We start from the raw sequence: 26,197 nt of genomic DNA on the forward strand, positions 1-26,197 counted from the left end.
TTCTATTACAAGCGAAACCGGATTGAGTAAGGGCGAATAATGTTCAAGAAAATTCTGATTGCCAATAGAGGCGAAATCGCCTGCCGGATCATGCGCACAGCGCAATCCATGGGCGTCAAATGTGTTGCAGTATACTCCGATGCGGACGTCAATGCGCAGCACGTCAAAATGGCTGACGAAGCTTATCGGATTGGCCCTGCGCCGGTGGCTCAAAGCTATTTGCAGGTCGATAAAATCCTTGAGGCAATTGAGTTGTCTGGTGCCGAAGCGGTGCATCCGGGATATGGTTTTCTTTCGGAAAACCCTGACTTTGTTGATGAACTCGACAAAGTCGGTGTGCGCTTTATTGGCCCGTCTGCGGACGCCATCCGGGCGATGGGTCTTAAAGATGCGGCTAAAGCCCTTATGGAAAAAGCTAATGTACCAGTGGTGCCCGGCTATCACGGCGACAATCAAGATGCTGAGTTCTTGGCCAAACAAGCCGATCAAATCGGCTATCCCGTTTTGATCAAAGCGCGGGCTGGCGGTGGTGGCAAAGGTATGCGCCGGGTTGATGATCCAGCCGAGTTTAAATCAGCGCTGGAAAGCGCGTCCCGCGAGGGTCTGTCCAGTTTTGGTGACGGCCAAGTATTGATTGAAAAATACATCACCACCCCGCGCCATATTGAAATTCAGGTTTTTGGCGATGATCATGGCAATGTGGTGCATTTGTTTGAGCGTGACTGTTCGTTGCAACGTCGCCACCAAAAAGTAATCGAAGAAGCCCCTGCGCCCGGTATGACACTGGAGATGCGCAACGCCATGGGGGATGCCGCTGTCACCGCAGCGAAAGCGATCAATTATTCGGGTGCTGGCACGATTGAATTTATTGTTGATGCCGCTAATGGGTTAAATCCAAATGGGTTTTACTTCATGGAAATGAACACAAGATTGCAGGTCGAACATCCGGTCACGGAAATGATAACCGGGCAAGATTTGGTTGCCTGGCAATTGCGGGTGGCAAGTGGCAGCACCTTGCCTCAAACTCAAGATCAACTGGCGATCAACGGTTGGGCGTTCGAAGCAAGATTATATGCTGAAGACGTGCCAAAAGGGTTTTTGCCAGCAACTGGCACATTGGCGCATCTAAAGTTGCCCCAAGATAGCGCCCGCATTGATTCTGGTGTAGTTGCCGGAGACGTGATTTCGCCGTTTTACGATCCGATGATTGCCAAAATAACGGTGCATGGCGAAACCCGCCAACAAGCATTGAATGGGTTGGCATCGGCTTTAGGTAAAACCGAGATATCAGGTTCGGTGACGAACCGGGCGTTCTTAAAAGCACTTTGCAACCATCAAGGTTTTGCCAATGGAGATGTTGATACTGGGCTGATCGAGCGCGATTTAGATCAACTCGTCGTGCAGTCCAAACCACCAAATTCAGCGATTGCAGCAGCGGTGTTGCTGGGGCTCGACTTGGCTCGCGTGAATGCATCGGACGATCCTTGGGATCAATTGTCCGGCTGGCGCGCATGGCCGGGAGAGTTTGACAACGTTGAGTTTGATCACAACGACGACCGACTAAAATTTGAGGTGACGCTTGGCGCGGGGCAAAGCTTTGCTATTTCCAGCGATGACGTAAACTTAAAAGCTGAGTTGCTGACGGTTGGCGAAAGCGACATTTCGCTTCTGATTGATGGCCAACGGCATCATTTACGTTTCTTTGTCAATGATGACTTCATCGCCATTTTCACCGGCACTGAAACGTTTACATTTGACCGGGTGAAATTGCTTCTTGCTGGTGAAACCGCGCAATCCAGTGACGCCGTTCTTTCCCCGATGCCCGGCGCCGTGGTGGCGCTTAGTGCAAAGGTTGGCGACAAGGTCAGTAAAGGCGATAAGCTGGTGGCGGTTGAAGCCATGAAAATGGAACACGCATTGCTGGCACCGCGTGATGGAGTGATTGAAGCGGTGTTTGTCAATCTGGGTGATCAAGTTAAGGATGGCGGACTGCTTATTCAATTGGAGCCGCTAGATGACTGATCACGTCACGATTTTTGAAGTCGGACCGCGCGATGGGTTGCAAAATGAAAAGCAACATATCGCCACAACTGATAAGATTAAACTGATCAATCTGCTCTCAGATTGTGGTTTTTCAAAAATTGAAGCGACCAGTTTTGTATCACCTAAATGGGTGCCGCAAATGGCGGATGCGCTAGAAGTTCTGGGCGGTATAGATCGACATGATGATATTGCCTATGCGGCGCTAACGCCAAACCTGCGCGGCTATGAAGGCGCGCGCGCCGCTAACGCTGACGAAGTTGCCATCTTCGCGTCCGCTTCGGAAGGCTTCAGCCAAAAAAACATAAATTGCTCGATTGAGGAGAGCATAGAGCGGTTCAATCCTTTGCTGGAAGCAGCCAAAGAGGATGGCATACCGGTGCGTGGATATGTGTCCTGCATCACAGATTGCCCCTATGATGGCCCAACGTCTCCTGAAGCTGTAGCGAAGGTGGCCGAACAATTGTTCGATTTAGGCTGCTATGAAATCAGCCTCGGCGATACCATTGGTGCAGCCACGCCTGAAACTACATCCAAAATGCTGGAAGCGGCTTTGCGCCGCGTTCCAGTTCGCAATTTGGCCGGACATTTCCATGATACAAAAGGCAATGCCATATACAACATTGAAACCTGCCTGGGGTATGGGTTGCGTACCTTTGATGCGGCAGTCGGTGGTCTGGGCGGTTGTCCATATGCTCCGGGCGCGAAAGGCAATGTTGCCACTGAGCGTGTTGTTCAAATGCTTCAAGGCAAAGGCTTTGACACAGGTATCGATGTGGTTAAATTGAGTGAAGCAAGTACATTTGCAACTTCACTTAAAGGATAAGTTTCATGCATCGTGCGGACAAGTTGGTCTCAGGAAAAGATCTAGAAGATTTGCGCAAACGTGAAGAAGAGTTATGGCAAACCGAGACGAGATTTGATCCCAAATTGATGGAACAATATTTCGCGTCAGACTTTTTTGAGTTTGGTCGCTCTGGTCGAACCTATACTCGTGATGAAATGATATTTGATCCGGCAAGCACCACCGAAATCAAAGCCAAGATACCCTTAGAGAATTTTAGCGCGCGCTATCTGAGCGATGAAATTGTCCAAGTCACATATGTAAGCGAACTGGATTATGATGGTGAAATATTGCGCGGCAATCGTTCTTCAATTTGGTCAAAAACGTCAATCGGGTGGCAACTGCGCTTCCATCAAGGAACACCAGTGGAGGTGAATGAGCAAAAATGACCTATCAATATATTCGCCTTGAAACAGATGATCGTGGTGTTGCGACCCTAATGTTGGACCGAGCGGACAAGCATAATGCGCTTAACGCAGAGATGTGTGATGAAATCAGCTCGGTCGTATCGGCTATCAACATGGATAAATCGATCCGGGTTGTCGTTCTTGCCGCATCTGGCAAGAGTTTTTGCGCTGGCGGCGATCTCGAATGGATGCGCCAGCAGTTTAACGCCACGCGCCAAGTGCGCATTGCGGAGGCCAAGCGGCTTGCCAACATGTTGTTTGCACTCAACACGCTTGAAAAACCGTTGATTGGCAAAGTGCAAGGCAACGCTTTTGGCGGCGGGGTTGGCATGATGTCAGTCTGTGATGTGGTCGTAGCGGTCGAAGGGGCAAAATTTGGCCTGACGGAAACAAAACTGGGGCTAATCCCAGCCACCATCAGCCCTTATGTGCTTGCGCGCATGGGCGAAGATAAAGCACGACGCGTGTTTATGTCAGCGCGTATTTTTGGCGGTAAAGAAGCCGTTTCTTTTAATCTGTTGTCAAAACTTGTCGCCGCAGACCAGTTAGATGATGCGGTTGAACAAGAAGTTGCGCCTTACCTGAACGCCGCGCCTGGCGCCGTTGCCCGTGCAAAAATGCTAGCGCGTGCGCTTGGCCCAAAAATTGACCAAAGCGTAATAGACTTCACGGTCAACCAGCTGGCAGATTGTTGGGAAGACCCGGAAGCGCATGAAGGCATTTCAGCCTTTTTTGAGAAACGCAAACCGAATTGGCTTGCATAACAGAAGTACTGTGTTTGAACTGAATTTACATTTCAATTGCGATAATAGATGCGCAGTGCCCTACACACTTTATCGGTGCATCCTAGAGGGCTGCATGTTTTCGATGTGAAACTTCACTCGCTCGGGCAGGTCTTCGAATTCATAAGAATCGACCGACCGCGCCGCTTGCAGAACTGTTGAGGTTTTCGGCGCTACTTTTTCGATTAGAAACGGCACCATACTTGGTCGTTGTTCTGTCTGGGGTAAATGTACGGTAAGGTTCCCACAATACATCGCGTTCCCCCCAAACTCCCATCGTCTCTCTTGCTTTTCCAAATAACCTATTACCAAGACATTGTTTGGCGTATCGGCGAAAAGGGACGTGATTCCGCCAGCGGAACGAATGAGCACGCCTTCGCACATTAAGTCGCCCGGATAGAAGGCATCCAATAATTTTTCCCGTCGCAGAGGGCGAATCATACTGGTGCGTATATTTTTAGTGCCATTTGCACCGATGATTTTGGAAAACAGCGCTTCATATCTATTTGGCAGACCCCAAAGGCCCTTCCAAAACATATAAAATCCGTCTTCCAGCAAATCCTCGGTGATTTGAAATTCACGACCGCGAATGAGTTGCGACATTGAGCGTGCAAATTGATCTCGCCCCGTCAAGTTGGGCTCAAGTCGGTGATCGAGCAAGAACCATTCCATGGAAACGCCCATGGTCCGTGCCAGTGTAAAAAGAGTTTCAATGCGAGGTACGGTAGAACCAGACAAATATCGGCTCAGTTGTGAGCGATTGATGCCCATTGCATCTGCAACACGAGATGCAGAACCCAATTGTTGCACAGCGCGTTCAAGGTTTATACGGCAGTTTTCGCGAACATGTTTTGGCGATAAGTGCGGCGCCAGCGCATGGGTTGCCATTTGAAAGCCCCTTCGATTTTCGCTTGGGGCTGACATATCAACACCAACGATTTGCCATGCATATACCAGTTTGTTGCACGTTCGCAACAAGGGTTGACAAATTTAAAGATGCGGCTGCGATGGGTAAATGTTAGTACAACGTTGTACTCAGCAAGGGCCAGTGACATCGCGCTTTCCCTTGTTTTGAGCGTTTTTAGCTCTGGCCCAGTTTTGTCATAAGGACAGAAAATTGGTCCGACAAATGAAGCATTTTAAGAGACTGACCTGGTAGGCGACGATGACAACTCCAAACGACCAAAAATTTTCAATTCGTCGGTTTTATCTCATTCTTTGTCAGCTTTTCGAGAATGATCATCAGCAAGCACTTATGATGTCGCTGCTGCTGGGCGCAACTGCCGGATTAGCGCTGACCGCATTGCTGTATGTGATTACAAAGACATGTTTATAGAGAATTGACTAGCTACCAAACCATCGCAGCTTTTCAAGAACTGCGACTGCTGCTCCTTGCTGGTCGGGGGTGATGATAAGCGGCTTTGCGCGTCATTTTGACAAAAGATTAGGGTCACAACCTCGCCAAAAACACCAGAGTATATATTTTAACTTTGGCATTTTGGGGAAATCGCGACCCCTTCAAATTTTAGATCGAAGCTGTAAGTTCGGGTACAGCTTCAAACAAATCACCCACCAAGCCATAGTCAGCAATGGAGAAAATCGGTGCGTCTTCGTCTGTGTTGATGGCAACGATTATGGTGCTGTCTTTCATGCCTGCCAAGTGCTGGATCGCACCTGAAATGCCGATGGCGATGTACAAGTCCGGCGCAACGACCTTGCCAGTTTGGCCCACTTGCCAATCGTTTGGCGCATAGCCTGCATCAACCGCAGCGCGAGATGCGCCGAGGGCGGCGCCCAGCTTGTCGGCCAAGGGTTCAAGCAGCTCGTTGAACTTTTCTTTGGAGCCCAATGCACGACCGCCAGAAATGACGATTTTAGCAGAGGCCAGATCAACCCGATCTCCGCCTGCTAGTTCTGCGCTAACAAAACTGGATAGTCCGTTGCCAACTTCTTGGCCAGCCGCTTCAACGCTGGCTGAACCCTCAAGTGTTGCTGCTTCAAATGTCGTCGTGCGGACTGTCAGTACTTTTTTTGCGTCTGAAGTTTGCACTTTTTGAAATGCATTGCCCGCATAAATTGGGCGCACGAATGTGTCAGCAGAAATCACTTCGGTGACGTCAGAAAGCTGCATCACGTCGAGCAAGGCAGCAACACGCGGCATGGTGTTTTTGCCGTTTGATGTTGCAGGGGCAACAAACGCGTCATAGCCTTCAGCCATGGTGACAATCAGGTCGGCCACTGGTTCGGCCAATTGGTTGGCAAACGCCGCGTTGTCAGCGACGATGACTTTCGCCACGCCTGAAATTTTGGCCGCCGCTTCACCAACGTCAGCGCAATTTTCGCCGGCAACCAACACATGAAGGTCGCCGCCCAACTGAACAGCAGCATTCGCCGCGCGCAATGTCGCTTCGTTCAGATTTTTATTGTCATGTTCTGCAAGTAGAAGTGTCGCCATTAGATCGCTCCCGCTTCGTTTTTCAGTTTGTCGACCAGTTCTGCAACCGAGCCAACTTTGATGCCTGCTTTGCGCGCGGCTGGTTCGGTTGTTTCAAGCACCGTTAAACGGTTTTTCACCTCAACGCCGAAATCACCGGGTGTTTTCACATCCAACGGTTTTTTCTTGGCCTTCATAATATTGGGCAATGAGGCGTAGCGCGGTTGGTTCAAGCGCAAGTCGGTGGTGATGATCGCTGGCAAGTCGAGTTTGACGGTTTGCAGGCCGCCATCAACTTCGCGGGTCACATCAACAGTGCCGTCACCGAGTTCAACTTTAAATGCAAATGTGCCTTGTCCCCAGCCGAGCAATGCAGCCAGCATTTGGCCGGTTTGATTGGCGTCATCATCAATTGCCTGCTTGCCCAAAATTACCAATTCTGGGCCTTCGGCTTCCACGACACCTTTAAGAATTTTGGCCACATCAAGCGGCTCAACGGTTTCATCGTGCTTAACGTGGATCGCGCGATCTGCACCCATGGCAAGACCCGTGCGCAAGGTTTCTTGTGCTTTGTCTGGTCCGATCGACACCACAATCACTTCTTCAGCCTTGCCAGCTTCTTTGAGCTTTAGTGCTTCTTCGACCGCGATTTCATCAAACGGGTTCATACTCATTTTGACGTTGTTTAGATCGACGCCAGTGCCGTCGGCTTTCACGCGAATTTTGACGTTATAGTCAACTACCCGTTTTACGGGAACGAGGATTTTCATGTTCTCAATCAACTCCTGAAATGGAATGAGCTAAGCGATTTCAATCGCGACGGCTGTGGCTTCTCCGCCACCGATACAAAGTGATGCGACGCCCCGTGTTTTAGAGGTGCGTTCAAGCGCATGCAACAGGGTCACCAAAATTCGAGCGCCCGACGCGCCGATTGGGTGGCCAAGCGCGCAAGCGCCGCCATGAATATTGATTTTTTCGGCGTCAATGTTCATGTCTTTTTGGGCAGCCATGGTGACCACGGCAAACGCTTCATTGATTTCCCACAGATCAACATCTGCAATGCTCCAGCCGATCTTATCGACTAGTTTTTGCATCGCGGGCACCGGCGCAGTGGTGAACCAACCCGGCTCATGGGCATGGCTTTGATGGCCAACAATCCGCGCCCGAATGTTTAGGCCTTTTGCCTTGGCGTCGCTTTCACGCATCAGCACCAAAGCTGCGGCACCATCCGAAATGGAAGATGCATTGGCTGCGGTTACGGTGCCGTCTTTGGCGAACGCAGGACGCAATGTTGGGATTTTGTCTGGCCGTGCATTTTTGGGCTGCTCGTCTTGTGAAACAACAATCTCGCCTTTACGGGATGCGATCGTCACAGGTGCAATTTCTGCTTCAAAAGCACCAGAGCTTTGCGCTTCAAGTGCCTTGTTCAGCGAACCAATGGCGAATTCATCTTGTGCTTCGCGTGAAAACTCATATTTCCCGGCGCAGTTTTCGGCAAAATTGCCCATTAGTTCGTGGTCGTCATAAGCGTTTTGCAAGCCGTCAAAAAACATATGGTCAATCACTTCTGCGTGGCCCATACGCGCGCCGCCGCGCATTTTGGGCAACAGATATGGCGCGTTGGTCATGCTTTCCATGCCACCAGCCACCAAAACGTCACCATTGCCAGCCTTAAGCTGATCATGGGCCATCATCACAGCCTTCATGCCAGAACCGCAAACTTTTGAAATGGTGGTGGAGGGGGTGCCAAGCGGCAAATCAGCCCCAAGGGCTGCCTGTCTAGCCGGGGCTTGGCCGACGCCAGCCGACAGAACATTGCCCATCAGAACTTCAGACACGTCTTGGCTGTCAATGCCAGCACCTGCAAGCGCCGCCTTAATGGCAGTCGCACCAAGCGTCGGTGCTGCAACTGCGCCAAGTTCGCCCTGGAATCCACCCATTGGGGTACGGGCAGCGCCTACAATTACAATTGGATCATTGCTCATAGATTTTCTCCTATCGCGGCTGCAAACGAACAGCGCCATCAATGCGGATGGTTTCGCCATTGATCATCGAATTACGAATGATCTCTTCTGCAAGAGATGCATAATCGGCCGGGGTGCCCAGCCGTTTGGGGAATGGGGTGTTCGCCGCCAGTGAATCTTGAACTTCTTCACTAAAGCCCGCCATCATTGGGGTCATAAAAATGCCCGGGGCGATAGTGACCACGCGAATGCCATCACGGCTCAGGTCACGCGCCATCGGCAACATCATCCCCACAACGCCACCTTTGGAGGCAGCATAAGCGATTTGGCCCACTTGGCCTTCATAAGCTGCAACAGAGGCGGTGTTGATGATAACGCCACGCTCTAGATCGTCGCTTACTGTATCCAATTTGGCCATGCCAGCAGCACCCATGGAAGCGCAGTGGAATGTACCGATTAGATTGACGCCAATGGTTTTGGCAAACATTGCTGGATCGTGCGGGTTGCCTTCCCGGTCAATCGTTTTCGCGCCTGGCGCAATACCTGCGCAATTGACCACAACACGTTCTTGGCCGTTTGCTGCGCGTACTTTTTCAAAGCCCGCTGCAACGCTTTGAGCGTTAGAAACATCCACCTTGGCGAAGGTGCCGCCCAGTTCTTTAGCGATGGCTTCTCCGCGTTCTTCGTTGAGATCAAACAGGCCGACTTTCACGCCTTTTGCCGCCAAATGCCGCGCAACGCCTTCGCCCAAACCAGATGCGCCGCCCGTGATGACAACGCTCAAATCAGAATTTATCTGCATATCATTGTCCTATTCGCCTTTAAATATCGGGTCGCGTTTCTCAGTAAATGCAGCCATGCCCTCTTGTTGGTCATGAGTGCCAAACAAGGCGTGGAACGTCCGGCGTTCGAACAACACCCCTTGGCGCAAGCCCAGTTCTTCGGCTTGATTCACGGCCTCTTTAGCGGCTTGTGTCGCGAGCTTGCCAAAGCCTGCAATTTCAGCCGCGATTTTAAGTACTTCTTCTACCAACTGGTCAGCGGGAAAAGTCCGCGCTGCCAAGCCTGAACGTTCGGCTTCTTCAGCATCCATCATCCGGCCCGTTAAAACCATATCCATCGCTTTGGACTTGCCAACCAGTTTGGTGAGGCGCTGCGATCCACCCATGCCTGGGATAACGCCCAGTTTAATTTCAGGCTGACCGAATTTCGCGCGATCACCCGCATAAATCACGTCGCACATCATCGCCAACTCGCAACCGCCGCCAAGCGCATAACCATTTACAGCGGCCAATATTGGCGTGCGCGTTGCTGTCAGTTTATCCCATCCAGCAAACCAATTGGCTTTAGCCATATCGGTATAGGTCTGGTTTTGCATTTCCTTGATATCGGCACCCGCCGCAAACGCTTTGGGTGATCCTGATATAACAAAACAGCCGACTTCTGGGTCAGCATCATATTGGGCGAGCGTTGTGGTTATCTCGTCCATAACAGCCAAATTGAGCGCGTTTAGCGCTTCGGGGCGATTGAGGGTGATATGCACAACGCGGTCGATTTTTTCGACTAGAATAGTTTGGGTCATCGTGAACGGCCTTTTAGTTTGGGCGCATTATGTGAATTGCTAAGAACGCGATTGCGTTTTTAACTCATTTATGATGCCTGAAAAGTCGTGCCCCACGCCATTCTTTTCGACAAAAGCGTCATACAACTTTGTGGCGTGTTCGCCAAGAGGGGTTGCCGCACCAGATTGGCCGGCAGCGTCTTGAGACAACTTTAAATCCTTGAGCATCAGTGCTGCATCAAATCCGGGCAAATAGCCATTGTCTGCGGGGCTTTGCGGCCCAACACCCGGCACCGGGCAATAGGTATTGACCGACCAGCAGGAGCCACTTGATGTGGAAACAACATCAAATAATGCAGATTTATCAAGACCCAACGCATCCGCTAAGTTGAATGCTTCGGCTGCGCCGATCATTGAAATGCCCAACAGCATATTATTGCAAATTTTCGCCGATTGCCCCGAACCGTCCGCACCACAATGCACGGCTTTTTGGCCCATTATATCAAATAGAGGTTTGGTTTTTTCAAATGCTAAATCACTGCCACCCACCATAAATGTAAGGGTGCCGCCTGCAGCGCCGCCGACGCCGCCCGAAACTGGGGCATCTAGACTTAGCATGTTTGCCTTTTGAGCCATTTCGTGCGCCTTACGAGCACTGGCCACATCAATGGTCGAGCAATCAACAAATACAGTGCCCTTTTGGGCACGACCCAGCAATTGATCAAAAACAGAAAGAACAATTTTGCCGTTCGGCAACATGGTGATCACAATATCGGCGTTGGCCACCGCCTCTTCCGCGTTCGCGGCAATCGCTACCCCGGCTGCTTTCGCCTTATCGGCATTTTGCGACATAAGGTCGAAACCCAACACGTCATGGCCTTCTTTAACAAGATTGACCGCCATGGGCCCACCCATATTGCCAAGTCCGATAAATGCGATGTTCATGTTCCCACTCCCTTAAATAATGGCTTAAAAAACCAACTCATTGTCACCCAGCGGGGCGAACATATCTTTGACCATCTTGTCGCTCACCTCAGCCAAACTGGCGGGTGCCCATTGCGGATTGCGGTCTTTGTCGATGATCGCTGCGCGGATGCCTTCGTAAAAATTTTCACCCTGAAGGCTAGCTGCGCAAAAGCGGAGTTCAAGCTGCAAACTTTGTTCAACTGAACTGAAATTTGCCGCCTTTTGCAATGCATAAAATGTTGACTTGACGCTCAACGGGCACTGCCGTTTCAACAACTTCAATGCGCCTTGCGCAAATGCGCTACCATCAGCTTCAATATTGGCCAGCACTTGCTCGACATTGTCGGTTTCAAACCAACATGCAATGGCGGTTTGGTGCAAACGCGCTTCACCTGATTTCGGCTTTTGCGAAACTTCTGCCAACAGATCATCAATGTCAGCGCCTTTTATCAATCGGTCCTTTATGGTGGCGAATGTCTCTTGCGGAACATAGGCGTCTGCAAAGTTTAAAAAGATCGCATCATCCGGTCCCATCCGTGCTCCAGAAATGCCGTAATAGGCACCAACGCCTTTTGGGGCATTATGCAGCAACCATGTGCCACCTACATCTGGCAAAAACCCAATACCAACCTCAGGCATTGAGATAATTGAGCTATCGGTCACAATGCGGTGTGACCCATGGGCTGAAACGCCAACGCCGCCACCCATAGTAAAGCCATGCATTAAGGCGATGTAGGGTTTTTTGTAGTTGGCGATCATCGCGTTGAGCTGATATTCATCGCGCCAGAATTTTAAAGACCCAACCGGGTCTTTTCGACCATTTTCATAGATCGCTTGAATGTCGCCGCCCGCGCAAAATGCACGTTCGCCCGCACCGTCGATTAAAACGCATCGTATGCTGTCATCGTCTGCCCAGGCTTTTAGTGCATCCGTCATGCCATCCACCATCGCGTGGCTTAGAGCATTTAGCGCGTTGGGGCGATTGAGGGTGATGACACCGACATCGCCATGTTGCTGAACAATCAAGTCGCTCATAAATTAGTCCTTCAACATTTGGCGTGAAACGATAAGACGCATAATTTCATTGGTGCCCTCTAGGATTTGGTGGACCCGCAGATCGCGCACAATTTTTTCAATGCCATAGTCCGCCAAATAACCATACCCGCCGTGCAATTGCAGCGCTTGGTTTGCGACGTCAAATGCTGTGTCGGTCACGAAACGTTTCGCCATCGCGCAATATTTTGTCGCGTCGGGCGCGCCTTGGTCATAGGTCCATGCGGCTTTGTACAAAAACACGCGTGCGGCTTGCAGTTCGATTTCCATGTCCGCCAAACGGAATTGAAGGGCTTGGAATTGATTGATCGACTTGCCAAACGCTTTACGTTCGGCCATATAGCCAAGCGTTTTATCAAGCGCGGCTTGGGCCGCCCCCAACGCGCTGGCGGCAATGTTTAATCGCCCACCATCAAGGCCTTTCATAGCATATTTAAAGCCGTCGCCTTCTTGACCCAAAAGGTTTGAAGCCGGAATGACAACATCGTCGAAAATGACTTCAGTTGTCGGCTGAACATTCCAACCCATTTTCTTTTCGTTCGCACCAAATGACAAGCCGGGTGTGCCATTTTCAACGAGGAACGCAGAAATGCCTTTAGGTCCTGGCTCGCCTGAACGGGCCATTACGATATAAAGGTCTGAAACGCCCCCGCCGGAAATAAAGCTCTTTGTGCCTTTCAAAACATAATTGTCGCCCTGGCGTTTGGCGACAGTTTGAAGGGCCGCTGCGTCTGAACCTGAGCCGGGTTCGGTAAGGCAATAGCTTGCCACACTCTCCATGTTGGTCAGTTTTGGACCCCATTTTTGGCGCATTTCTTCGGCGCCAAACCTATCAATCATCCAAGAACACATATTGTGGATCGAAAGGAACGAGGCGGTGGCCGGGCAACCATGGGACAGCGCTTCAAAAATCAAAGCGGCGTCTAGACGGGTCAAATCAGACCCACCAATATCATCACGAGTATAGATGCCTGCCATGCCCAATTCAGCGGTTTTCTTGATCACATCAAGCGGGAAATGTTTCGCCTGATCCCATTCAACCGCATGCGGCGCAATATTTTCCATCGAAAACTCACGCGCCATTTCAAAAATGGCGGATTGCTCTTCGCTAAGTGCAAAATCCATATTGGATTACTCCATAGTTGGGATGGTGAAAGAAGCGCCTTCTTTGGTGCCAGATGGCCAGCGAGACGTCACGGTTTTCGTCTTTGTGTAGAACCTAAATGCATCAGGTCCATGCTGGTTCAAATCGCCAAAACCAGAACGTTTCCATCCACCGAATGTGTAATATGCCAAGGGTACAGGAATTGGCACATTTACGCCAACCATACCCACATTGATGCGGAACGTGAAATCGCGCGCGGTGTCGCCGTCGCGCGTGAATATCGCAACGCCGTTGCCATATTCGTGGTCCATCGCTAATTTTAGTCCCGCTTCGTAATCATCAACACGAGCCACACACAAAACCGGGCCAAAAATCTCTTGTTTGTAGATTTCCATTTCTTCGGTCACATTGTCGAACAGACATGGGCCAATGAAAAACCCATCTTCGTGGCCCTTGGCGACAAAGTCACGACCGTCAACCACCAAGTCTGCACCTTCTTTGACACCTTGATCGACCAAGCCTTTGACCTTTTCTCGCGCTTCTTTGGTCACCAAAGGACCAAAATCAGCGTCGTCGCCATCGGTATATGGACCAACCCGTAGCGTTTCTACGCGCGCTTTTAGGGCTGCAACCAATTTGTCGCCAGTTTCTTTACCAACGGGCACCGCAACTGAAATCGCCATGCAACGCTCGCCTGCTGCGCCGTAACCTGCGCCAACCAGTGCATCGACCACTTGGTTCATGTCGGCGTCTGGCATGATGATCATATGGTTCTTCGCGCCGCCAAAGCACTGCACGCGCTTGCCATTGGCTGAGCCGCGCGAATAGATATATTCCGCAATTGGGGTGGAGCCAACAAAACCGATGGCTTGAATGTCTTCGTGATCCAAAATGCCGTCAACTGTTTCTTTATCGCCATGAACGACGTTCAGCACGCCTTTTGGTGCGCCAGCTTCTAACATTAGTTCTGCGAGCATATTGGGAACGGATGGATCGCGCTCTGAGGGTTTCAAGATAAATGCATTTCCAGCCGCAATGGCTGGGCAAAACTTCCACATTGGGATCATGGCCGGAAAGTTGAACGGGGTAATCCCTGCGACAACGCCCAAAGGCTGCCGCATGGAATATATGTCGATGCCTGTAGATGCTGCAGCGCTATACTCACCCTTAAGGAAATGCGGTGCCCCAATAGCGAATTCAGCGACTTCTAAGCCGCGAATGACGTCGCCCTTTGCATCTGGAATGGTTTTGCCGTGCTCGCGAGATAGGGCTTCGGCAAGTTTATCCATATCGCGGTGCAAGAGTTCGACGAATTTCATCATCACCCGACCGCGTTTTTGCGGGTTCACTTTCGCCCAGCCAATTTGTGCTTCTTTGGCGTTAGCAATCGCTGCGTCCAACTCGGTTTTGCTGGCGAGGGGTACTTTGGCTTGAACTTTGCCGGTTGCAGGATTGTAGACATCGGCAAAACGACCCGAAGTCCCTTTAACATGTTCCCCATTGATAAAGTGCGTGATCTCGTTCATTGCCGGTGCCTTTCTAGGGTGCGCGTCGGAAAACCTAACGTGCCTCTGGTCTCTTCGCGGACATCATATTGTGCGTCAACGCGATATCAACAATCGAAATAGCAGATCTATTGTGCAAATTTGCACTAGTATTACTATAGCATAGTTCGCTATAATTATCCTCATGCGCACCAATTGGGACGATTTTCGGTTTTTTCTGGCGGTTGCACGCCACGGCACATTGTCCGGAGCGGGCAATCATCTTGGTGTTGATCACGCGACCGTTGGCCGGCGGATCACCGCGCTGGAAGAAAGCCTGAGTAAAGCCCTGTTCAACCGCTCGCCACAAGGTTACTCGCTAACAGATGCGGGTCTTAAAATGATGCCCATCGCCGAGCAAGTGGAAAGCGACGCGATGCGCGCCATTGATGAGCTTAGCGATCACCATGCTGACCTTTCAGGCCCGGTGCGGATCGGTGCCCATGAAGGGGTGGCGTCATTTTTGTTGGCAGAGGGCGCTGCCCAGATTTGTCGACAACACCCCATGCTAGAAGTGCAATTGCTCACGGTGCCGCGATCTTTTAGTTTATCAAAGCGCGAAGCTGACTTTGTCATTACCGGTTCGCGCCCTCAGTCCGGTCGCGTCAAAATCAAAAAAATCGCGTCCTATGTGCTTCATATTTACGGCGAGGCATCCTATTTGGAAGGCCAGTCACCCATTCAATGTCGTAAAGATCTACGGCGTGTTAGGGGCATCGGCTACATCCCGGATATGATTTTTGACAAGGAGTTGGACTATATTCCAAGTGTCGATCCAAGCCTTAAAGCCCACCTGACGTCCAACAGTTTACATGTGCAATTGCAAATGGCGCTTGGGGGAGCCGGGGTTTGTATATTGCCCGACTACGTCGCGCGGGATCATCCAAACTTGATCCCCATTTTGGCCCCTGAAGTGGAAATCAAGCGCGACCTCTGGTTGACCATTCACGAAGACATCGCGCACCTGACGCGCATTAAAACCGTCGCGGATTTTATCACCCATGATATTGTTTCGCGTCTAAAGGCGACCGCCAACATATGAGGATAGTATGAGTGATACGCGTTTTTTTGAAGACCTATCGGTTGGGGAAAAATTCAACACCGGCACATTTGAGCTGACGGCGCAAAACATTGATGAATTCGCTTCAATCTATGACCCGCAGTTCATTCATATCGATCAAGAGGGCGCAAAAGATGGCCCATTTGGCGGCATCATCGCCTCGGGCTGGCAAACCCTTGGCGCTACTATGCGTTTGATGGCGCTGGAAAAGCCATTTGGCGATAACCCACTCATCGGGATGCGTATTGATGATTTGAAGTTCGCAAAGCCAGTTTATCCCGATACGAAGGTCTTTGTTGAGGCGGAAATTATCGACCTAAAAAGCTCAAGAAATGGCGAACGCGGCTATGTTGGCATTCAACTTGAAACCAAAACGGTCGATAATAACGAGCTAGTGGTCACGCAAAAGTGGACATGTCTGCTGCCTTTCAGAAAATAATTATTAACCATAATGGAACAATTTTGGAGTTGGAACGTTGTCGCTTTGTGTCGAAACTTATTTGTCGAGCGAGAAACATGAAAGCCCAGTCAATAGCCCAACAAAAAGCTGCCGGTGCAGCGCTTAGTGCGATCCGCAATTATGATGGTCCTGGTTTACTGCAAGGTGCATCAAGACAAATGTACGAATTGATGACCGAAGAGGAACTTGAAGAGATGTCTTCAACATCCCGTCAAGGACTGCCTGAAAGAGCAAGCATGGCCCAGCTCTAGGTCTAGACATCAAATTTATTCTGGTTGTGGTTCTTCAAATCTAATCGGATATCACGAGGATTATCTGTCACTCTTCCTCGACGCCGATTTTGGATTTAACGGCATTCAGCGCTGTTAAGACAACATATCCCAGCAGGGTGACCATGATCGCGATTTGCCAATAGCCAAGTCCGACCGACAAGCCAATCGAGGCTGAAAGCCAAAGGCTGGCGCCTGTTGTTAGTCCGCGAATTTTCCCTTTGGTGAATACCACCAAGCCTGCCGCCAAAAAGGCCACGCCGCTCGTTACGGAATCGACCAGGCGCAACGGGTCCATCTTCACGGCACTCTCATTCGCGACCGGCGTTTCAATGATGGTAAGCGCAATGAGCGCAAAGGCGGCGGATGCTAGACCCACAAGAATATTTGTGCGCAAGCCCGCTGTGTTTTTATGAAACTCGCGTTCGAGCCCAATAACCCCGCATAAAACAACCGTGCCAAAAAGCCTTATGGTTAGCGTCAGCCAACCGGGCCCATTCGTCACGAAAAATTCTTTATAGATACCTTCAAGCATGACCTATTTCTCTAGTTTTAAATGTGACTTGCGTCAACGGTTTGGGTCAAGGGGTTGATGAGAAAAACCAAAAATTCTGGAACATCAAGTGTGTTGGCGCGTTACTAAGATATCGGAAACAACAAAAGGAGTTCGATTATGACATATCATCAAACAGATCCTATGGTTTCCTCCAAGGATGTTGATGGCACGAAAGTGTTTAGCCTAACAGGCGAGCATATCGGCGATGTAGATCATCTGCTTATCGATAAGCAAAGCGGCCATATCGCCTACGCAATTATGACGTTTGGTGGCTTTTTGGGCTTAGGTGAAAGCGAATATGCGATTCCCTGGAAAAAGCTGAATTATGATACGGACAAAAAGGGTTATTTGACCGATATCACGAAAGATCAGCTGGAAGGGGCACCAGAGCGGACCAAAGACTGGTCCACCAACAACACTTGGCGCGACAGCACATACTTACATTACGGTGTGCCACCATACTGGATGTAAAAGAGAAAATTTTAGACGCGGGGGAAACTCCGCGTCGCTTTATTTAAAGTCTTCAAATTTTTCGAGTGCCGTTCGGTCATAGCCTTTTGAGGCGGTCCAAAGCTGTTTGGTATAGGCCTGACCCACTTCGCCTGAACGCAATTGATCGTCAGTTATTTCCTCGATGATCACGCCACGGTTCATGACAGCGATGCGACTACATAGATGCCCCACAACCGCCAAATCATGGCTGACCATAATATAGGTGAGCCCTCGCGATTTTTGTATGCGTCCGAGCAAATTCAAAATTTCAGCCTGAACGGAAACATCAAGGGCTGATGTTGGTTCATCAAGCAAAATGATTTTTGGTTCCAAAATCAACGCACGCGCAATGGCGACCCGTTGGCGTTGCCCACCAGAAACCTGATGCGGGTAGCGAAATCGAAACTCAGCGCCAAGACCAACTTCATCTAGCGCATCAATTATGCGCTGTTCTTGATTGTCGAAGCCGTGGATGGCCAACGGCTCTTTAAGCGTATCGTTCACCGTGCGACGCGGGTGCAAAGAACCGTAAGGGTCCTGAAAGACCATCTGCATCATTTTGCGTTGGGATTTGCTGCGCTTGCCAACAATGGTGTTGCCATCAACTTCAATTTTGCCGGTCCAATCGGGCACCAGCCCAACAATCGCTCGTAAAACGGTGGATTTTCCCGAACCACTTTCGCCAACAAGGCCGTAACTCTCGCCTTCTGCGACATCAAAAGACGCAGATTTAACTGCATGGATTGCGCTGGTTTTGCTGCCGAAATAAATATTGAGATCATCAACTTTGATCATGACAATATCCCATCCTCATTGAGCCAGTTTGGGTCCCTGTTCAAAATAGGCAATTCGCCATGATGGCCATCCATCTTCGGCAGGCAGTTCAATAATCCCTTTGTGTAAGGGTGCTTGGCGTTGTGCAGATCTTTGGCATCCAAAATTTCCAAAATTCTGCCGCCATACATCACCAACACCCGGTCGCAGAACGAAGAAACAAGGTTGAGATCGTGGCTGATCAACACAAGGCCCATCCCGCGTTCGCGTACCATATCGTCAAGTAAAGCCAGCACCTGCATTTGCACGGTTACATCAAGCGCCGATGTGGGTTCATCTGCAATCATCACCTGCGGGTCAGTGATCAGCATCATGGCGATCATAATGCGTTGCCCCATGCCACCCGACACTTGGTGGGGATAAAGATCATAGACTTTTTCTGGCTCGCGAATGCGCACCACGTCTAGCATTTTTAAAGCACGTTGCTGGGCTTCTGCTTTTGAGATTTTTTCATGCACCCGGCAAGCTTCAGCGATTTGTTTGCCGACGCAGACCACCGGGTTCAGTGAATATTTGGGGTCCTGCATGATCATTGAGATTTTGCTGCCGCGTATCTTGCGCATGTCGCGGGTTGAAGCCGTCATCAAATCTTTGTCGCCGAACATCATTTTGTCAGCGCTAATTCGGCCATTCCCCGCGGTTAGGCGCAAAAGCGCGCGACCTGTTTGGGATTTGCCTGATCCGCTTTCACCAACAATGCCGAGCCGTTCACGCCTTAGATCAAAACTGACATTTTTGACTGCATGGACATCGCCGCGCGGCGTCGAAAAATGAACGTTCAGATTTTCGACGGAAATAAGAGGGGCGTCGCTCATTCGCCGCCTCCACTGCGTGGGTCCAAGACATCGCGCAGCCCGTCACCCAATAGGTTGAAGCCAAGCGAAACAACCAGAATGGCAACACCGGGAATGGTGGGCACCCACCATTGATCCAGCAGGAAATCACGACCGGTCGAGATCATCGCGCCCCACTCAGCAAGGGGAGGTTGCGCGCCAAGTCCGAGAAAGCCAAGACCTGCCGCCGTCAGAATAATACCAGCCATATCCAAAGTAAGTCGGACAACAGTGGAAGATAGGCACATAGGCATAACGTGGGACATCAGAATACGAAGCTTGGAAGCCCCCTGAATTTCTGCTGCCATAATATATTCTGAATTTCGTACTGTTAGGGTTTCCGCTCGGGCAAGCCGCGCATAGGGCGACCATGAGGTCATCGCGATGGCCAGCACCGCGTTCTCCAGACCGGGGCCCAAAACCGCAACGAAGGCGAGCGCTAAAATCAGGCGCGGGAACGCCAGGAAAATATCGGTGATGCGCATCAATATGCGGTCAATCCAGCCGCCAAAAAGTCCAGCGGTTGTGCCAATGATCAAACCGATCGGCATCACAATTACAGACACCAAAAACACGATATAAAGGGTAACTTGGGATCCCCAAATAATCCGATCAAAAACATCGCGGCCCAATTCGTCGGTGCCAAACCAATGGTCCAATGTTGGGGGTTTCAAGCGATTTGCTAGATTTTGGGTGGACCCATCGTCTGACGTTATAATCGGTGCGAACGCCGCGATCAAAATCAAGCTGGCAACAATGATCAACCCGAGCATTGCGATGGGATTGGTTTTAAAACTCAGCCAGCCAATATAGGCGCGTTGACACCGTGCTTGAAACGCGCTGGCCGGTCGATCCGACAATAGCCATGCGCGTAAGCCTTGGGGCGCTGCGGTTGGGGACGAAGAATTTTCACTCATATGTTCTGTCCTCTAATTCGCACGCGGGTCAACCAAACGATAGAGGAGGTCGGACAACATGTTGATCCCCACAAAACTAACGCCGATTACCAATGTGCCACCAATCACCGCGTTCATATCCGCGTTAAACAAAGAGTTGGTGATATATTGGCCAATACCCGGCCATGCGAAAATGGTTTCCGTTAAAACGGAACCTTCCAAAAGGCTTGCATAGGTTAACCCGATGATGGTGATCAGTTGAACCAACACATTTCGGAAAGCGTGGGACCAAATAACTTCACGTTCGCTCAACCCTTTAACCCGGGCGGTCAAAATATATTCTTGATTGAGCTGATCCAGCATAAAGGAACGGGTCATGCGCGACAGATAGGCAAGCGAATAAACGGTGAGCATGGATGCGGGCAATATTGCGTGGCTGAAGGCGTTTTTAAACACGTCCCATTCCCCTGCAATGATCGCATCAATCATAATAATGCCGGTAATCGGGTCGACGATGCCGTCAAAGTAAAAGTCAAGCCGGCCAGGGCCAGGCAGCCAATCCAATTTGGCGTAAAACACCAAAAGCGCAACCATCCCCAGCCAGAACACAGGTATGGAGTGGCCGAGCAATCCAACCACGCGCACAACATGGTCAATCCATTTCCCCTGATTAACGGCTGCCAGGACGCCCATTGGAACCCCAATGAGAATGCCAGATATCGTGCCGAGTGTGGCCAGTTCTAAAGTGGCGGGGAAAAAGCGCAATATGTCTTCCATCACCGGACGTGATGTCATTACCGAAGTGCCAAAGTTGCCTTGCAGAATGTCGCGCAGGAAAAATAGATATTGCTGCCAAATCGGTTTATCGAGCCCAAGCTGCAAATACATCGCGTCATAAACATCTTGGGATGCGCGTTGGCCAACAATGGCAATCACCGGGTCATTGGGCATTATGCGGCCAATGACAAAGGTAACTGCGGTGAGCCCAATAATGGTCAGTGCGAGCATGGCCAGCACGCCACCAACTTGGCCGAGCCGATGCCAAAGGGGCGACCAGCCGGCCGCCCGTTTAGCTGTTTGAGACGTTTCAGACATTCAAACTGTCCTGATGACTAATTTTTGACAACAGTACGGTAGAACCCTTGGTCGGACGTGACCCCATTGATGAAGCCATCAACGTTATCGCGGCGACCCAACTGCCCAATTCCTTGGAACATAACAGTGAAGGGAGAGTCTTCACGTACATGTTTTTGCAGTTCCTGATAAATCTCATAGCGTTTTTCAGGATCAGATTCGGCTGCCGCCGCATCAGTCAATGCGGTAAGGTTGCCAGCATCCCAAGCATTCCGCCACGTTAGTTTACCTGTCAGTTGAGCATCAAAGCTATTGTCAGGATTGTGGGCAAACGCATCAGCATTTGAGTGTGGGTCAGAATAATCTGGTCCCCAATAAGCAACGATTAGATCGTGCTTACGTGCCCGATATTTTGGCCACAGGGTCGCGCCGTCTGACAAAACGATCTCTGCATTAATGCCAACTTCGCTCAATTTCGCCTGCACAGATTGCGCAACTTCTTTAAACGGAGACTGGTTCAATGTGTCGATGGTGATTTTGGCGTCTGGTGCCAAATTGGCTTTTGCGACCAATTCCTTGGCTTTTGCCATATCATGGGCAAATGGGATTTCTGCACTTGCCGCCCACATGCCTGTTGGCCAGAACGATTGGTGGGTTTTATATTGGCCATCAAGGAATGAGCTAACCATACCATCATAATCAACAATATGGCGCAGCGCTTGGCTGACATTTGGATCAGACAGAATTGGGTTTTCCATGTTGGTGGCAAGATACATCACAGTGCCCTGTGGATATGTATCAATATCAACGCCTTCTTTGCCCTTAAGCCCTTTGATTTGATCGGTGGTCAAATCCATCGCCGCATCAACGTCGCCTTTTTCAAGCAACAAACGCTGTGCAGATGCTTCTGGAACGTGACGGATAACCACACGTTTCATTGCTGGCGCGCCATGGCGATCATTTGGATTGGCTTCAAGCATAATCAGCTCGTTAGCCTTCCAAGATTTCAGCATAAAGGGGCCAGAACCCGCAGAATGGTCTTTGAGCCAACCATAGCCCATATCACCATCTACTTCATTCTCTTGCACCAGCTTCATATCAACAACCGAGCCAACATTGGCCGACAACAGGTTTAGCACCAATGCCGGTGAAAGGTCCGCCAAAATATTGACTTCAACAGTAAGCTCGTCGAGCGCTTTTACGGCCTCATCAACATTTTCCTCTGTCCAGCCAATTTGCTTGAAGATAAAGGACGGTGTTTTGTTGAGTTTGATCACGCGGCCAAGTGAGTAGGCCACATCAGCAGCTGTCACCGGGTTGCCGGAGTGGAATGTCATGCCTTCGCGCAGTTTTAACGTGATCGTTTTTCCATCTTCAGAAAACGAATAGCTATCTGTCGCGCCGCCAACCAGTTTGGTTAGATCGTCAGGCTCAAACATCATCACGCGTTCGTAAATGTTGGCAACTACGCGACCGCCGGTAAACTCAAAAGTTTCAGCGGGATCAAGCGTAATAACATCAGCCGTGTTGCGGGCAATTACAAATGTATCACCCGGCGTGTCGGCAAAAACCGGTATCGCGGTTGAAGCTAAGAGCGCCGCCGCGAGCGACAGCCCTTTGATTGAATGGTTGAATTTCATCATTCCCTCCCTCAAGGTCTTTACAAGTGTTGGTTCGCCACCACAGTTTTTTGTCTTTTCACGCAGTGAAGAATTTACGACCATCATGGTCGAAAAACGGTATGTAGTTTTACGTATCTCCAAATCCATCATAATTTTTTTACTAAGTGTGCTGTTGGTTCAAACAATTTGTCAATCGCAAATACTTTAACCCTGTGTAATTTGAGGTGGGTATTGTGGGGTGATGGGCTAAGTAACTGAAATAAAACAAAAAAATAAAGTGAATTTTTTGGATATAATATACAGTTTTAATTTCCCCTGCACCAACTTATTCAAACAAGCTAGATCGGTTTAAGTGTGTTCCAATAATTCAGAGTGCGGAATTTGTGTTCTAGAGCGATCTGCCAAATTGGTTATAAGTGCCTTTCAAGAGGTCACTTATTGCGAATGTGGCGCTTAGGTATTTCAAATTAGAGCACCCATAAGAGGGTTTATGAAAAAAGCATTTGGGCAAATTCTAAAATCACCAACCAGTTTGGCAATCACTGGGTTCGCAGGATTTTTAATCCTTTATCATCAGCCTTTTGGTTTGGGTCCGACACAAGCGTCTGCCATAACAATGAATATTCTTACCTGAGCAGCGAGCTCTGTTGAATGTAGATTTAGTCCGAAGATCTTTGACCGGAAAAGACAGCGCGCGGCCTTATCAGCTTTCCCTTTTTCCGTTGCTCGAAAATATGGGCAATCCAGCCCGCCATTCGACCAAGCGCAAATATGCCCAGACCACATCCGCGCGGCAAGTTGAGATGCACCTCAACCATTGCCAGGCCAAAATCCAGGGTTGGGGACGCCCTGGTTCTGTCCAGCACAAACTTTGCAATATCTTCCCAATCATCCGGCCTGCCGCACGCGTTCATCAGGGCCAGAGCGCGGGGGTCTCCATTTGTATAAAGCGGGTGGCCAAACCCAGGCGGTACAGCGTTTTGCGGCGCCAACTTTTCACGTTCAAGAACGGGCGTTGAGTTGAATTTATCTACCCATTCTCGCGTTCGGTCGGTCATGCCGCCATGCAAGTCACCGGATAATGTGGCGGCCCCAGCAAGCAAAGCGGCAGGCAGGTTCGCACCCGCCGAAGCAGCAACTCGAGCCGCATAGGTGGAGGCGTTCAACTCGTGGTCAGCGCAAAGTATAAGAGCTTGCTCAATGATAGATGCCGCGTCGTGGTTGGCACTCCATTTGTCACTGACCAATTGCGCAATTGAACGGCTGGGGTCATCCTGTTCAATATCGGCAACGACCAAAGCGGCTTGCCGGAGCAGACGGCGAGCGGTCTGAAGGCCTCCCTTTGAACCGACATTGCCGCTTTCAAACGCGAGCATCATCGTTAATCGTTGAATGGGCGACCAACCTTTTGGGAGCAAAAGCCTGTCGAGTTCAGCCAAAGGCGCCACGCCCTTAAATTTCTCGCCCACCAGCAATGCAAACACATGCTCAAAATCATGATTTTTGGCAAGCTCTGTTGCATTATGCCCCCGGTAAAATAGGTGTTGATCTCGAATTTTGGTAATCGCGGACTGTAAAACAGGCTCGCCCCAACTGATGGTTGAAGCGGCAACGTCCTTGCGCGATCGTCCTTTGAACTTTCGTATTTTGAGCGCAGCTAGATCATCTTGATGATAGAGACTTTTTCGGCCGTCCTGCGGATGGGGAATTTTGCGGATTAGACCCCGGCTCACATAAGCGTAAAGCGTATCTGCTGAAATGCCGACTTGTTGACATACTGCATTCGCGTCGACCGAATATGGATGGGCGGTATCACCATTTTTCATATTGATTATCTTGATCAAGATTGACCAGAACGTAAAGCCCTGTTTTCTTCGTTTCAACACGGAGCCAAACCATGACCAATCCCTTTTTGAGCGAAATAGTTGCAAATCTACGTCTTGGCGTAGAAGTCAACGAAATGAACTGCGTGATTGAAAATGCTCAAAAGTTGCCCAGTTGGTTTGACGTTTCAAGTTTGGCTTCGGCTTCGCTTGTTGGCGTTAGTGAGGCGTTGAGAGTACTTATGTTCGCGCATGATAATGCGTGGACCCCCACAATAAGTGTGGACCAACGCCTTGCCTCACATTGGTTCGCCCAAAGCCTATATCTGGTTGATCGCGACCCGCCTGCGGTTTGGGATAATATTGCAGGGGATTATCGCTCCAATTCAGGGTGGATAAGACTGCACACGAATGCGCCTCATCATAAAGAAGCGGCCCTAAATGTGTTGGGTGTTGAAGCCAACAGAATGAAGGTTGCAGCCGCAGTTCGTAAGTGGGACGGGTTGGCGCTTGAAACCGCCATTGTGAATGCAGGCGGCTGTGCCGCGCAAATGCGATCTATCGACGATTGGGCAGTTCACCCGCAAGGGGAGGCGCTTAAATCAGAGCCATTGATCGCTTGGCAAAAGCCTCAAGGCGCACATCAATCAAACTTTGTTCTCCAAAACTTCAAAAGACCGCTTAAGGGCCTCAAAGTGCTCGATCTCACGCGCGTCATCGCAGGACCTGTGGCCACAAGAACGCTTGCGGGGCTTGGGGCAACGGTTTTGCGTTTGGACCCGGTTTGGTGGGACGAACCTGGCCTTTATGAGGAGATGACGATTGGCAAAACTTGCGCCCATCTTGATCTAACTCAGCGTACTAACCGTCTCCATTTCACCGACTTGTTGAAGAATGCCGATGTTCTTGTGCATGGGCTTCGCGCGGATGCATTGAAAAGACTTGGATTTTCATCGGCTCAACGCCAAAAAATTAATCCTGCATTGATCGATGTTGCCCATAACGCTTATGGGTGGACCGGGCCTTGGGCGAATAGAAGGGGCTTTGATAGTTTGGTTCAAATGAGTTCGGGAATTGCAGATTTCGGTATGAAGAAGGGCCAACACGTCAAACCCACACCTTTGCCGGTGCAAGCGCTGGATCATGCCACGGGATATCTTGTTGCTGCTGCCGTTTTATCGGCCTTGGCTCAATCCAAATTGAACGGCCATGCCAGCGCGGCACGTCTTTCGCTGGCCCGTGTGGCGCAAATGCTGACGCAAACTGGCGGGGATCATGCCAGCGGTGATGTTGCAGAACTGTGCAATAACGATTTTATAGCCGAACGCGAGCAAACTCATCTGGGCGGTGCAAAACGTTTAAAATTTCCCTTAAAAATAGATGGCGTGGATTTCGCTTGGGATGTACCGGCGGGCTCCTTGCGAATAGCAAAGGCCAATTGGCCGGAAACGTGATCGATAAATGTTGTTAATGCCTGTCCAATAGTGGTTTGACCTCTCTCATCTAAAATGTGATGGTTTGAAAAATATAGAGCAGAGAACGCGCCATTCCGGACGTTCTTTTCAAACCGAAATGATT

The 26,197-nt window shown here is 50.1% G+C and carries 27 protein-coding genes; 10 read left to right on the forward strand and 17 right to left on the reverse strand.

Going from position 1 to position 26,197, the window contains the following annotated elements:
* Positions 1–39: 39 nt before the first annotated feature.
* From ACSHWX_RS02315 to ACSHWX_RS02330, 4 genes are read left to right on the forward strand one after another with little or no spacing between them, the layout of a single operon-like run.
* Positions 40–2,022: an acetyl/propionyl/methylcrotonyl-CoA carboxylase subunit alpha gene (locus tag ACSHWX_RS02315; protein ID WP_435666565.1), complete on the forward strand. Its 1,983-nt coding sequence runs from the start codon at positions 40–42 to the stop codon at positions 2,020–2,022.
* The gene (locus ACSHWX_RS02320) at positions 2,015–2,866 is read left to right on the forward strand and encodes a hydroxymethylglutaryl-CoA lyase (RefSeq protein WP_435666566.1); all 852 of its coding nucleotides are present in this window, start codon (positions 2,015–2,017) and stop codon (positions 2,864–2,866) included. Before ACSHWX_RS02315 ends, ACSHWX_RS02320 begins: the two co-directional genes overlap by 8 nt.
* Before the next feature lie 5 nt (positions 2,867–2,871).
* Positions 2,872–3,273 (forward strand): DUF4440 domain-containing protein, encoded by a 402-nt coding sequence (locus tag ACSHWX_RS02325; protein ID WP_435666567.1) that lies wholly within the window; start codon positions 2,872–2,874, stop codon positions 3,271–3,273.
* Positions 3,270–4,055: a crotonase/enoyl-CoA hydratase family protein gene (locus tag ACSHWX_RS02330; protein ID WP_435666568.1), complete on the forward strand. Its 786-nt coding sequence runs from the start codon at positions 3,270–3,272 to the stop codon at positions 4,053–4,055. The genes ACSHWX_RS02325 and ACSHWX_RS02330 overlap by 4 nt, the downstream gene beginning before the upstream one ends.
* 69 nt (positions 4,056–4,124) lie before the next feature.
* Here the strand turns inward: ACSHWX_RS02330 and ACSHWX_RS02335 are convergent, their stop codons facing one another.
* Positions 4,125–4,961: a helix-turn-helix domain-containing protein gene (locus ACSHWX_RS02335; protein ID WP_435666569.1), complete on the reverse strand. Its 837-nt coding sequence runs from the start codon at positions 4,959–4,961 to the stop codon at positions 4,125–4,127.
* Positions 4,962–5,238: 277 nt separating this feature from the next.
* Here ACSHWX_RS02335 and ACSHWX_RS02340 point away from each other — a divergent pair, with 277 nt between their 5' ends.
* Positions 5,239–5,409 carry a hypothetical protein gene (locus ACSHWX_RS02340; protein ID WP_435666570.1) on the forward strand — a complete coding sequence of 57 codons (171 nt, stop codon included), beginning with the start codon at positions 5,239–5,241 and terminating at the stop codon, positions 5,407–5,409.
* A gap of 189 nt (positions 5,410–5,598) precedes the next feature.
* Here ACSHWX_RS02340 and ACSHWX_RS02345 read toward each other — a convergent pair whose 3' ends face one another.
* Genes ACSHWX_RS02345 through ACSHWX_RS02385 form a run of 9 tightly spaced genes read right to left on the reverse strand, consistent with a single transcriptional unit; the run spans position 5,599 to position 14,682 of the window.
* Entirely contained in the window at positions 5,599–6,528 is a 930-nt protein-coding gene (locus ACSHWX_RS02345) for an electron transfer flavoprotein subunit alpha/FixB family protein (RefSeq protein WP_435666571.1), read from the reverse strand.
* Positions 6,528–7,277 carry an electron transfer flavoprotein subunit beta/FixA family protein gene (locus tag ACSHWX_RS02350; protein WP_435666572.1) on the reverse strand — a complete coding sequence of 250 codons (750 nt, stop codon included), beginning with the start codon at positions 7,275–7,277 and terminating at the stop codon, positions 6,528–6,530. The genes ACSHWX_RS02345 and ACSHWX_RS02350 overlap by 1 nt, the downstream gene beginning before the upstream one ends.
* A 30-nt stretch (positions 7,278–7,307) precedes the next feature.
* Positions 7,308–8,492, reverse strand: coding sequence for an acetyl-CoA C-acyltransferase (locus tag ACSHWX_RS02355; RefSeq protein WP_435666573.1), 1,185 nt, complete (start codon positions 8,490–8,492; stop codon positions 7,308–7,310).
* 10 nt (positions 8,493–8,502) lie between these two features.
* The gene (locus ACSHWX_RS02360) at positions 8,503–9,273 is read right to left on the reverse strand and encodes an SDR family NAD(P)-dependent oxidoreductase (RefSeq protein ID WP_435666574.1); all 771 of its coding nucleotides are present in this window, start codon (positions 9,271–9,273) and stop codon (positions 8,503–8,505) included.
* 9 nt (positions 9,274–9,282) lie between these two features.
* Positions 9,283–10,053: an enoyl-CoA hydratase-related protein gene (locus ACSHWX_RS02365; RefSeq protein ID WP_435666575.1), complete on the reverse strand. Its 771-nt coding sequence runs from the start codon at positions 10,051–10,053 to the stop codon at positions 9,283–9,285.
* A 39-nt stretch (positions 10,054–10,092) separates the two neighbouring features.
* A complete protein-coding gene (mmsB, locus tag ACSHWX_RS02370; RefSeq protein WP_435666576.1) occupies positions 10,093–10,977 on the reverse strand; it encodes a 3-hydroxyisobutyrate dehydrogenase in 885 nt (294 codons plus the stop codon).
* 24 nt (positions 10,978–11,001) lie between these two features.
* Positions 11,002–12,033 (reverse strand): enoyl-CoA hydratase/isomerase family protein, encoded by a 1,032-nt coding sequence (locus tag ACSHWX_RS02375; protein WP_435666577.1) that lies wholly within the window; start codon positions 12,031–12,033, stop codon positions 11,002–11,004.
* A gap of 3 nt (positions 12,034–12,036) precedes the next feature.
* On the reverse strand, positions 12,037–13,176 hold the full coding sequence (locus ACSHWX_RS02380; RefSeq protein WP_435666578.1) for an acyl-CoA dehydrogenase family protein: 1,140 nt from the start codon (positions 13,174–13,176) through the stop codon (positions 12,037–12,039).
* 6 nt (positions 13,177–13,182) lie between these two features.
* The gene (locus ACSHWX_RS02385) at positions 13,183–14,682 is read right to left on the reverse strand and encodes a CoA-acylating methylmalonate-semialdehyde dehydrogenase (protein WP_435666579.1); all 1,500 of its coding nucleotides are present in this window, start codon (positions 14,680–14,682) and stop codon (positions 13,183–13,185) included.
* A 163-nt stretch (positions 14,683–14,845) separates the two neighbouring features.
* On the opposite strand from ACSHWX_RS02385, the gene ACSHWX_RS02390 reads away from it, so the two are divergent.
* The 3 genes from ACSHWX_RS02390 to ACSHWX_RS02400 all read left to right on the forward strand — a co-directional run bounded on the left by ACSHWX_RS02390 (position 14,846) and on the right by ACSHWX_RS02400 (position 16,471).
* On the forward strand, positions 14,846–15,742 hold the full coding sequence (locus ACSHWX_RS02390; RefSeq protein ID WP_435666580.1) for a LysR family transcriptional regulator: 897 nt from the start codon (positions 14,846–14,848) through the stop codon (positions 15,740–15,742).
* 7 nt (positions 15,743–15,749) lie between these two features.
* The gene (locus ACSHWX_RS02395) at positions 15,750–16,199 is read left to right on the forward strand and encodes a MaoC/PaaZ C-terminal domain-containing protein (RefSeq protein WP_435666581.1); all 450 of its coding nucleotides are present in this window, start codon (positions 15,750–15,752) and stop codon (positions 16,197–16,199) included.
* A 77-nt stretch (positions 16,200–16,276) separates the two neighbouring features.
* The gene (locus tag ACSHWX_RS02400; RefSeq protein WP_435666582.1) at positions 16,277–16,471 is read left to right on the forward strand and encodes a DUF3008 family protein; all 195 of its coding nucleotides are present in this window, start codon (positions 16,277–16,279) and stop codon (positions 16,469–16,471) included.
* A gap of 67 nt (positions 16,472–16,538) precedes the next feature.
* Here ACSHWX_RS02400 and ACSHWX_RS02405 read toward each other — a convergent pair whose 3' ends face one another.
* Positions 16,539–17,024, reverse strand: a complete 486-nt coding sequence (locus ACSHWX_RS02405; protein ID WP_435666583.1) for an MgtC/SapB family protein — start codon at positions 17,022–17,024, stop codon at positions 16,539–16,541.
* Positions 17,025–17,162: 138 nt separating this feature from the next.
* On the opposite strand from ACSHWX_RS02405, the gene ACSHWX_RS02410 reads away from it, so the two are divergent.
* Entirely contained in the window at positions 17,163–17,516 is a 354-nt protein-coding gene (locus ACSHWX_RS02410) for a PRC-barrel domain-containing protein (RefSeq protein WP_435666584.1), read from the forward strand.
* Between the two features lie 39 nt (positions 17,517–17,555).
* Here ACSHWX_RS02410 and ACSHWX_RS02415 read toward each other — a convergent pair whose 3' ends face one another.
* The 6 genes from ACSHWX_RS02415 to ACSHWX_RS02440 all read right to left on the reverse strand — a co-directional run bounded on the left by ACSHWX_RS02415 (position 17,556) and on the right by ACSHWX_RS02440 (position 24,622).
* Positions 17,556–18,332: an ABC transporter ATP-binding protein gene (locus tag ACSHWX_RS02415; RefSeq protein ID WP_435666585.1), complete on the reverse strand. Its 777-nt coding sequence runs from the start codon at positions 18,330–18,332 to the stop codon at positions 17,556–17,558.
* Positions 18,329–19,186, reverse strand: coding sequence for an ABC transporter ATP-binding protein (locus ACSHWX_RS02420; protein WP_435666586.1), 858 nt, complete (start codon positions 19,184–19,186; stop codon positions 18,329–18,331). The genes ACSHWX_RS02415 and ACSHWX_RS02420 overlap by 4 nt, the downstream gene beginning before the upstream one ends.
* Positions 19,183–20,121 (reverse strand): nickel transporter permease, encoded by a 939-nt coding sequence (nikC, locus tag ACSHWX_RS02425; protein WP_435666587.1) that lies wholly within the window; start codon positions 20,119–20,121, stop codon positions 19,183–19,185. The genes ACSHWX_RS02420 and nikC overlap by 4 nt, the downstream gene beginning before the upstream one ends.
* Positions 20,122–20,133: 12 nt before the next feature.
* Positions 20,134–21,195 carry an ABC transporter permease gene (locus ACSHWX_RS02430; RefSeq protein WP_435666588.1) on the reverse strand — a complete coding sequence of 354 codons (1,062 nt, stop codon included), beginning with the start codon at positions 21,193–21,195 and terminating at the stop codon, positions 20,134–20,136.
* 17 nt (positions 21,196–21,212) lie between these two features.
* The gene (locus tag ACSHWX_RS02435; RefSeq protein WP_435666589.1) at positions 21,213–22,814 is read right to left on the reverse strand and encodes an ABC transporter substrate-binding protein; all 1,602 of its coding nucleotides are present in this window, start codon (positions 22,812–22,814) and stop codon (positions 21,213–21,215) included.
* Between the two features lie 641 nt (positions 22,815–23,455).
* Positions 23,456–24,622, reverse strand: coding sequence for a citrate synthase (locus ACSHWX_RS02440; protein ID WP_435666590.1), 1,167 nt, complete (start codon positions 24,620–24,622; stop codon positions 23,456–23,458).
* A 71-nt stretch (positions 24,623–24,693) separates the two neighbouring features.
* Between ACSHWX_RS02440 and ACSHWX_RS02445 the strand changes: the two genes are divergently transcribed.
* On the forward strand, positions 24,694–26,073 hold the full coding sequence (locus ACSHWX_RS02445; RefSeq protein WP_435666591.1) for a CoA transferase: 1,380 nt from the start codon (positions 24,694–24,696) through the stop codon (positions 26,071–26,073).
* The last annotated feature ends 124 nt before the right edge of the window (positions 26,074–26,197 follow it).

This window comes from Maritalea sp. (assembly GCF_051251695.1).
In the GTDB taxonomy this organism is placed as follows: Bacteria; Pseudomonadota; Alphaproteobacteria; order Rhizobiales; family Devosiaceae; genus Maritalea.

Coding starts and splice junctions, on each gene's coding strand:
- ACSHWX_RS02405 (WP_435666583.1), bottom strand. CDS start 17,024: ATGCTTGAAGGTATCTATAAAGAATTTTTCGTGACGAATGGGCCCGGT.
- ACSHWX_RS02395 (WP_435666581.1), top strand. CDS start 15,750: ATGAGTGATACGCGTTTTTTTGAAGACCTATCGGTTGGGGAAAAATTC.
- ACSHWX_RS02380 (WP_435666578.1), bottom strand. CDS start 13,176: ATGGATTTTGCACTTAGCGAAGAGCAATCCGCCATTTTTGAAATGGCG.
- ACSHWX_RS02355 (WP_435666573.1), bottom strand. CDS start 8,492: ATGAGCAATGATCCAATTGTAATTGTAGGCGCTGCCCGTACCCCAATG.
- ACSHWX_RS02430 (WP_435666588.1), bottom strand. CDS start 21,195: ATGTCTGAAACGTCTCAAACAGCTAAACGGGCGGCCGGCTGGTCGCCC.
- ACSHWX_RS02440 (WP_435666590.1), bottom strand. CDS start 24,622: ATGAAAAATGGTGATACCGCCCATCCATATTCGGTCGACGCGAATGCA.
- ACSHWX_RS02350 (WP_435666572.1), bottom strand. CDS start 7,277: ATGAAAATCCTCGTTCCCGTAAAACGGGTAGTTGACTATAACGTCAAA.
- ACSHWX_RS02325 (WP_435666567.1), top strand. CDS start 2,872: ATGCATCGTGCGGACAAGTTGGTCTCAGGAAAAGATCTAGAAGATTTG.
- ACSHWX_RS02335 (WP_435666569.1), bottom strand. CDS start 4,961: ATGGCAACCCATGCGCTGGCGCCGCACTTATCGCCAAAACATGTTCGC.
- ACSHWX_RS02360 (WP_435666574.1), bottom strand. CDS start 9,273: ATGCAGATAAATTCTGATTTGAGCGTTGTCATCACGGGCGGCGCATCT.
- ACSHWX_RS02445 (WP_435666591.1), top strand. CDS start 24,694: ATGACCAATCCCTTTTTGAGCGAAATAGTTGCAAATCTACGTCTTGGC.
- ACSHWX_RS02435 (WP_435666589.1), bottom strand. CDS start 22,814: ATGAAATTCAACCATTCAATCAAAGGGCTGTCGCTCGCGGCGGCGCTC.
- nikC (WP_435666587.1), bottom strand. CDS start 20,121: ATGAGTGAAAATTCTTCGTCCCCAACCGCAGCGCCCCAAGGCTTACGC.
- mmsB (WP_435666576.1), bottom strand. CDS start 10,977: ATGAACATCGCATTTATCGGACTTGGCAATATGGGTGGGCCCATGGCG.
- ACSHWX_RS02320 (WP_435666566.1), top strand. CDS start 2,015: ATGACTGATCACGTCACGATTTTTGAAGTCGGACCGCGCGATGGGTTG.
- ACSHWX_RS02330 (WP_435666568.1), top strand. CDS start 3,270: ATGACCTATCAATATATTCGCCTTGAAACAGATGATCGTGGTGTTGCG.
- ACSHWX_RS02400 (WP_435666582.1), top strand. CDS start 16,277: ATGAAAGCCCAGTCAATAGCCCAACAAAAAGCTGCCGGTGCAGCGCTT.
- ACSHWX_RS02415 (WP_435666585.1), bottom strand. CDS start 18,332: ATGATCAAAGTTGATGATCTCAATATTTATTTCGGCAGCAAAACCAGC.
- ACSHWX_RS02410 (WP_435666584.1), top strand. CDS start 17,163: ATGACATATCATCAAACAGATCCTATGGTTTCCTCCAAGGATGTTGAT.
- ACSHWX_RS02385 (WP_435666579.1), bottom strand. CDS start 14,682: ATGAACGAGATCACGCACTTTATCAATGGGGAACATGTTAAAGGGACT.
- ACSHWX_RS02345 (WP_435666571.1), bottom strand. CDS start 6,528: ATGGCGACACTTCTACTTGCAGAACATGACAATAAAAATCTGAACGAA.
- ACSHWX_RS02375 (WP_435666577.1), bottom strand. CDS start 12,033: ATGAGCGACTTGATTGTTCAGCAACATGGCGATGTCGGTGTCATCACC.
- ACSHWX_RS02390 (WP_435666580.1), top strand. CDS start 14,846: ATGCGCACCAATTGGGACGATTTTCGGTTTTTTCTGGCGGTTGCACGC.
- ACSHWX_RS02420 (WP_435666586.1), bottom strand. CDS start 19,186: ATGAGCGACGCCCCTCTTATTTCCGTCGAAAATCTGAACGTTCATTTT.
- ACSHWX_RS02340 (WP_435666570.1), top strand. CDS start 5,239: ATGACAACTCCAAACGACCAAAAATTTTCAATTCGTCGGTTTTATCTC.
- ACSHWX_RS02365 (WP_435666575.1), bottom strand. CDS start 10,053: ATGACCCAAACTATTCTAGTCGAAAAAATCGACCGCGTTGTGCATATC.
- ACSHWX_RS02315 (WP_435666565.1), top strand. CDS start 40: ATGTTCAAGAAAATTCTGATTGCCAATAGAGGCGAAATCGCCTGCCGG.